The following is a 4,319-nucleotide window of genomic DNA, read 5'->3' as shown; positions in this document are numbered from 1 at the left end:
GTGATCGACGGCTTCATGATTCAGGGCGGCGGCTTCGAACCCGGCATGAAGCAGAAGCCGACGGCCGAGCCGATCAACAACGAAGCGAACAACGGTCTGAAGAACGAGAACGGCTCGGTCGCGATGGCTCGCACGAACGACCCGCACTCGGCCACGGCGCAATTCTTCATCAACGTGAACGACAACGACTTCCTGAACCACTCGTCGCCCACGCCGCAAGGCTGGGGCTATACGGTGTTCGGCAAGGTGGTCGAAGGCATGGACATCGTCGAGAAGATCAAGAAGGTCAAGACGGGTTCGAAGGGCTTTCATCAGGACGTGCCGGTCGACGACGTCGTGATCGAAAAAGCCGTGATCGTCGACTGATTGCCGAAGCGCCTACACTAGAAGAACCGGAACACAGGCACCTTCAATGCTGCAAGAAACGCCGCTGCGAAGCGTCGCCGCGGGCGTGCCTGGCGAGGGCAAACGCCCGCACGCCGCACGCCCGTTTTTTTTCCTCTCCGATATTCATCTGAGCGAGGCGATCTCGCGCACGGTCGCCGCGTTCGAGCACTTCATTCGCGTCACGGCTGAGCAGGCGGATTCGGTTTTTATTCTCGGCGATCTATTCGAGTACTGGATCGGCGACGACATGCTCGCCGAGCCGTTTGTGGCGCGGATGGCGGCGTTGCTGCATACGTTGTCGGAGCGCGGCATCGCGCTCTACATCATGCACGGCAATCGCGATTTTCTGCTCGGCAAGCGCTTCATGAAAGCGGCCGGTGCGATCTGGTTGCCCGATCCGTTCGTGATCACCGCATTCGGCACGCGTGTGGTGCTCGCGCATGGCGACGGCCTTTGCACCGCGGATCGCGGCTATCAGATTTTCCGGCGCTTTGCGCGCAGCCGTTTCGCACAGATGCTGTTTCTCGCGTGGCCGTTTCGCTGGCGTCAGGCGCTGGCCGAAAACATGCGATCGAAAAGCGACGAAGGCCGCTCGCGTCCCGTTTCGCCGAAGTATGACGTGACGCCAAAGGGCGTCGCCGCACTATTCAAGACGTCGAAAACGGCCACGATCATCCACGGGCACACGCATCGCCCGGCCCGGCATCGTGAGCCAGGCGGCACGCGCTGGGTGCTGGCGGATTGGGATCTCGACCACGGCAAGCGGCGCGGCGGTTATCTGCGGATCGATGCCGAAGGGATTCGGGCGTTGCCGCTGGATTGATCAGCTGACGCTCGCCTTACCGCTTCATCGCAACGTTTTCGCGGCGCATGGCATCAATGCTCCGCCGCCCCTTCCACCTTCCCTGCAATCGCGGCCGACAGGCGCCGCAGATCGAGCAGCGCCGCGTCAGCGCCTTGCAGTCCTTCGAGGCTGGTGCCCAGCCGCTCCAATGCGTCGACGATTTCATCGATACGCCTCGACTGCGTGGCGGCGTGATCGATCAGGCCATGAATTGCCAGCGAGACCGGATCGTCCGCATTCGGCGTGATGCCGTATGCGCAGAACGTGCTGGTTTGTGTCGCGCGTTTGGCATCGCGCGCGGCACCGCCGGGGGTGGCATTCGGCGCGGCCGTGGCCGCAGTGGCTGAGGCCACGGCGGCCGCCGGCACGATGATCCGTGCCGGATTACCCACCGCCGTCCCACGTGCCGGCACCGGCTTCGTGACCACCGCATTCGAGCCGATCTTCGCGTCCGCGCCGATCGTAAAGCCGCCGAGCACCTTCGCTCCCGCCCCGACAATCACCCCGCGTTCAAGCGTGGGGTGCCGTTTCGCGCCGCGCGTGAGCGACGTGCCGCCGAGCGTCACGCCCTGGTAGATCGTGCAGTCGTCGCCGATTTGCGCCGTTTCGCCAATCACGACGCCCATGCCGTGGTCGATGAATACGCGGCGGCCCACCGTCGCGCCCGGATGGATTTCGATGCCGGTCATGAAGCGCGCCATCTGCGAGATGAAACGCGCGAGCCAGCGGCGTTTACCCCGCCAGCATGCGTGCGCGAGCCGGTGCAGCACGAGCGCGTGCAGACCCGGATAACACGTGAGGACTTCCCAGGCGCTGCGGGCGGCGGGATCGCGCTCGCGGATCGTGGCAATGTCTTCGCGAAGTCTCGTGAACATGGCAGGGACTGTGTGGTGGGGGAAAAGACCGTGGGCGTGAAACACCACGCACGGCGGATGCTTGCCGCATAGCAGATCGGCAGCTTTGCTTAGAACGTTTCGAGCGATTGTAGGGCGATTGCGCGAAACCTGCCGGAAGCCCACGCTGCCGGCAGGGACGTCGCGAAGTCGTTGGTGAGGCGCTCAGCCCTTAAGAACCGCCGCCGGCAGGCGGCTTGGTCTTCAGCAGAATATGCTTGGCGATGCCGCGCACGATATTGACTTCTTCGCGCTCCAGACCGGAACGCGCGAACAGGCGCCGCAAGCGCGACATCAGCTTTTTTGGATTGGCCGGATCGAGAAACTCGAGCGCAACCAGCGCGCTTTCCAGATGCGCATACATGCTCTCGATCTCGTCGCTCGCCGCCCGCGCGCCGACCGGCTCGCTCTGCCCCGTGCTCGCCTGGGCTGTTGCCGATGCGGCGTGCGTCGCCTCGCCATCCGACAGATACGCCGTGCGCAGCTCATACGCCAACACCTGGACGGCCTGGGCAAGATTGAGCGAACTGTAGGCCGGATTGGCCGGAATATGCGCGAGCGCGCTGCAACGCTCGACGTCCTCGTTCGACAAACCCGTGCGCTCGTTGCCGAACACCAGCGCGATCTCGCCATGCACGGCCTGCTCACGTGCGACACCGGCCGCGGCGCGCGGCGTCCATTGCGGCGGCCCGTATTCGCGCAGCCGCGCGGTCAACGCGATCGACCAATGGACCCCGCTCAACGCATCGGCAAGCGTCGGCACGACGTGCGCGGACGCCAGCACGTCGTCCGCGCCGCTCGACATGGCGATCGCTTCCGGATCGCTCTGGACGTGCGGCATACGGGGCGACACCAGCACGAGGCGCGAGAAACCCATGGTTTTCAGCGCGCGCGCCGCGGCGCCGACATTGCCGGGATGGCTGGGCTCGACGAGCACGAAGCGCGTCGACGTAAAACCGCCGCGCAGGTCCGCCACGGCGGGATCGGAAGAATGGTGGGTGTGGTCCACGATGGAATTCGGCAAGCTAAAGAACGCGTATGGTAGCGCCAACCCCGCGCCGGCTCCGAATTACGCGTGATGACCGCAGGCAGCGCGCCCCGCTCGCCCCGTCATCCCGCCTGCCGCGCGGCCATGGGTGTCGCGGCGCCCGGACTCAGGTAAAATACCAATACTCGCGCCTGGGCTTTCGCCTGTGAACAGTCCGGCGCCTCGTTCTTATTCAATTCGTCTCCGTCGGCGGAATGCGCACCAGTCTTTGATCGGACGTGCGTTCCGTGCTGTTTTCGCGCCCCTTGGTGGCGCCCAGTTAGCGCCATCCCGCGCTCATTTTCCGGTAAGCAGCCGTGCTGCCCCGGCACAAGGATCCAGTCTCATGCATCCCATGCTCAATATCGCTGTGAAGGCCGCGCGCCGTGCAGCCCAGATCATCAACCGCGCGTCGCTCGACCTCGATCTCCTTCAGGTCAGCAAGAAACAGCACAACGATTTCGTCACGGAGGTCGACAAAGCGTCTGAAGCGGCAATCATCGATACGCTCAAGACCGCCTATCCCGATCACGCCATCCTCGCCGAAGAATCCGGCAAGTCGGACAACGAGTCCGAATATCAGTGGATCATCGATCCGCTCGACGGCACCACCAATTTCATCCACGGTTTTCCGTACTACTGCGTGTCGATCGCGCTGGCCCACAAGGGCACCGTGACGCAGGCCGTGGTCTACGATCCGACCCGCAACGACCTGTTCACCGCGTCGCGCGGCCGCGGCGCGTATCTGAACGACCGCCGTATCCGTGTCGCCAAGCGCGACCGCCTCGCCGACGGCCTGATCGGCACCGGTTTCCCGTTCCGCGAAACCGACGGCCTCGAAGCGTACGGCCGCCAGTTCGCTGAAATGACCCAAGCCTGCGCCGGTCTGCGTCGCCCGGGCGCTGCCGCGCTCGATCTGGCCAACGTCGCCGCGGGCCGTATGGACGGTTTCTTCGAGCAAGGGCTGAATCCGTGGGACGTCGCCGCGGGGAGCCTGCTGATCACCGAGGCCGGCGGTCTGGTTGGCAATTACACGGGGGATTCGGACTTCTTGCACGTGGGTGAAATCGTCGCGGGCAATGCGAAGGTCTACGCGCAGATGATCCCGATCCTCTCGCGCTACAGCCGTACGCGCCAGCAAGCGGCTTAAGGGATTGGGACTGAGGGC

The 4,319-nt window shown here is 64.4% G+C and carries 5 protein-coding genes; 3 read left to right on the top strand and 2 right to left on the bottom strand.

The window, feature by feature from the left end:
• Both QOC89_RS10975 and QOC89_RS10970 read left to right on the top strand, forming a co-directional pair.
• A partial coding sequence (locus tag QOC89_RS10975; protein WP_323045033.1) for a peptidylprolyl isomerase occupies nucleotides 1-366 on the top strand: 366 nt, incomplete at its 5' end.
• A gap of 46 nt (nucleotides 367-412) precedes the next feature.
• Entirely contained in the window at nucleotides 413-1,210 is a 798-nt protein-coding gene (locus tag QOC89_RS10970) for a UDP-2,3-diacylglucosamine diphosphatase (RefSeq protein ID WP_323045032.1), read from the top strand.
• A 53-nt stretch (nucleotides 1,211-1,263) separates the two neighbouring features.
• Here the strand turns inward: QOC89_RS10970 and cysE are convergent, their stop codons facing one another.
• Together cysE and QOC89_RS10960 are read right to left on the bottom strand one after the other, a co-directional pair.
• Entirely contained in the window at nucleotides 1,264-2,106 is an 843-nt protein-coding gene (cysE, locus tag QOC89_RS10965) for a serine O-acetyltransferase (protein WP_323045031.1), read from the bottom strand.
• A 190-nt stretch (nucleotides 2,107-2,296) separates the two neighbouring features.
• On the bottom strand, nucleotides 2,297-3,133 hold the full coding sequence (locus QOC89_RS10960; protein ID WP_323045030.1) for an RNA methyltransferase: 837 nt from the start codon (nucleotides 3,131-3,133) through the stop codon (nucleotides 2,297-2,299).
• A gap of 364 nt (nucleotides 3,134-3,497) precedes the next feature.
• Here QOC89_RS10960 and QOC89_RS10955 point away from each other — a divergent pair, with 364 nt between their 5' ends.
• Nucleotides 3,498-4,301 carry an inositol monophosphatase family protein gene (locus tag QOC89_RS10955; RefSeq protein ID WP_323045029.1) on the top strand — a complete coding sequence of 268 codons (804 nt, stop codon included), beginning with the start codon at nucleotides 3,498-3,500 and terminating at the stop codon, nucleotides 4,299-4,301.
• The last annotated feature ends 18 nt before the right edge of the window (nucleotides 4,302-4,319 follow it).

It is taken from the genome of Paraburkholderia sp. (genome assembly GCF_034668105.1).
Classification (GTDB): Bacteria; Pseudomonadota; Gammaproteobacteria; order Burkholderiales; family Burkholderiaceae; genus Paraburkholderia.
Note: the sequence above shows the minus strand (reverse complement) of the source record. Positions and strands in the feature narration are given on the sequence as shown.